The organism is Tropicimonas sp. IMCC6043 (assembly GCF_004146235.1).
In the GTDB taxonomy this organism is placed as follows: Bacteria; Pseudomonadota; Alphaproteobacteria; order Rhodobacterales; family Rhodobacteraceae; genus Tropicimonas.
The window spans coordinates 1-2210 of record NZ_SELO01000106.1; the positions used below are offsets into that span (position 1 = coordinate 1).

At 64.1% G+C, this 2210-nt stretch carries 2 protein-coding genes; both read left to right on the forward strand.

Annotated elements, in window-relative coordinates; genetic code table 11:
- Positions 1-1304 (forward strand): IS21 family transposase (istA, locus tag EU800_RS25880; RefSeq protein ID WP_129636332.1); only part of this gene is annotated, 1304 nt, incomplete at its 5' end.
- Entirely contained in the window at positions 1301-2065 is a 765-nt protein-coding gene (gene istB, locus EU800_RS25885; RefSeq protein WP_129636333.1) for an IS21-like element helper ATPase IstB, read from the forward strand. The genes istA and istB, both read left to right, overlap by 4 nt.
- Positions 2066-2210 lie beyond the last annotated feature (145 nt).

A 2210-nucleotide genomic window follows, 5' to 3' on the forward strand; every position in this document is an offset into this window, starting at 1 on the left:
ATCAGTGGCTGTCCGAGGATCGGGACCGGCCGCGCAAGCAGCGCCACACGGCCAAACGGATCTTCGAACGGCTCCGTGACGAGCATGGGTTCACGGGCGGCTACACCATCATCAAGGACTACGTGCGGGAACACGGTCGTCGTCACCGTGAGATGTTCGTGCCGCTCGAGCATGCGCCCGGTCACGCCCAGGCCGACTTCGGCGAGGCGGTGGTGGTGATCGGTGGCGTCGAACGGAAAGCGCATTTCTTCGCCATGGATCTGCCGCACAGCGATGCCTGCTACGTCCGGGCCTATCCGGCGGCGACGGCCGAGGCCTGGATGGACGGGCATGTCCACGCCTTCGCGTTCTTTGGCACCGTGCCCCTGTCGATCCTCTACGACAACGACCGGTGCCTGGTGGCGAAGATCGAGCCGGATGGGACGCGCAGGCGGGCGCGGCTCTTCAGCGAGATGCTGTCCCACTACGTGATCCGGGATCGTTATGGCCGACCAGGCAAGGGGAATGACAAGGGGGCGGTTGAAGGCCTGGTCGGCTATTCCCGGCGTAACTTCATGGTGCCTATCCCGGACTTCCCGACCTGGGATGCCTTCAACGACTGGCTCGAAGAGCAGTGCCGGAAGCGGCAGACGGATAGGTTGCGCGGACACACCGAGACGATTGGCGAACGTCTCCAGCGCGATCTGGAAGCGATGGCGCCCTTGCCAGGCACGCCCTTCGAAGCCTGTGACCAGGCATCGGGGTGCGTCAGCTCGCTCGCCTTGGTGCGCTACAAGACCAACGACTACTCCGTGCCCGTCGCCTATGGTCACCGTGATGTCTGGATCCGCGCCTATGTCGACCGGGTCGTGATCGGATGTGGCGGCGAGGTCATCGCGCGGCACCAGCGCAGCTACGACCGCGAGGACATGGTCTTCGACCCGATCCACTACCTGCCGTTGATCGAGAAGAAGATAAATGCCTTCGAGCAGGCTGCACCGCTGGCAAGATGGGAGCTGCCAAAGGCGTTCGCCACCCTGCAACGGCTGATGGAAGTTCGCCTGCTCAAGGCCGGGCGACGCGAGTATGTGCAGGTCCTCCGGCTGCTCGAAAGCTTCGAGATGGAGGAGGTCCATGCTGCAGTCCGGACCGCCCTTCAGATGGGCGCCATCAGCTTCGACGCGGTGAAGCACCTGGTGCTGTGCCGGGTCGAACGTCGACCTCCGAGGCTCGACCTCGATGTCTATCCTTACCTGCCAAGGGCGAAGGTGGCGACGACATCACCAGCCGCATACCTGTGCCTGACCGCCGGTGCCCCGACATGACCGAGGCGCCGCAGATCCTGTTGAACCACCAGCTCAAGAAGCTGAAGCTGCCCACCATCCTGCGGGAATACGACAAGCAGGCCCGCATCTGCGCCGCCGGAGGGCGCGATCACGTCCAGTTCCTCGCCCGCCTTGTCGAACAGGAACTCATCGACCGCGAGCGGCGTATGATCGAGCGCCGGATCAAGGCGGCACGGTTCCCGGCCACCAAGAGCCTCGACAGCTTCGACTTCGCCGCGATCCCGTCGCTCAACAAGATGCAGGTTCTGGAACTCGCCCGCTGCGAATGGATCGACCGCTGCGAGAACGTCATCGCCCTGGGGCCCAGCGGCACCGGCAAGACCCACGTGGCGCTCGGTCTCGGCCTGGCCGCCTGCCAGAAAGGGCTGGCGGTCCGGTTCACCACCGCCGCCGCCATCGTGCACGAGTTGATGGAAGCACGCGACGACCGTCAGCTCCTGCGCCTCCAGAAGCAACTGGTAAAGCAGAGGCTGCTGATCATCGACGAACTGGGCTTCGTTCCTCTCAGCAAGACCGGCGCCGAGCTGCTGTTCGAACTGATCTCCCAGCGATACGAGCGTGGCTCCATCCTCATCACCTCGAACCTGCCCTTCGACGAATGGACGGAAACCTTCGGATCGGAGCGCCTTACGGGTGCCCTGCTGGACCGGCTGACCCACCATGTCAGCATCCTGGAGATGAACGGTGACAGCTATCGGCTCGCTCAAAGCCGGTCCCGCCAGATCAAGCAGAAATCCTGAGCAGGGATGTCGTTTGGTCCTCGCGGACCAAGGCGCCCCGGCAACCGCCAGCTACATAGGGAGCGCGTCTGCCGGGGCGCCGATCACGCTGGAACTGGCCGGATTTTGTGCTGCCCTCTGGCAGGAAATCGCACCGCCGTTGACA

What these genes read in the sequence shown, in the direction of transcription:
- istB (WP_129636333.1), top strand. Translation starts at nt 1,301, where the DNA reads ATGACCGAGGCGCCGCAGATCCTGTTGAACCACCAGCTCAAGAAGCTG.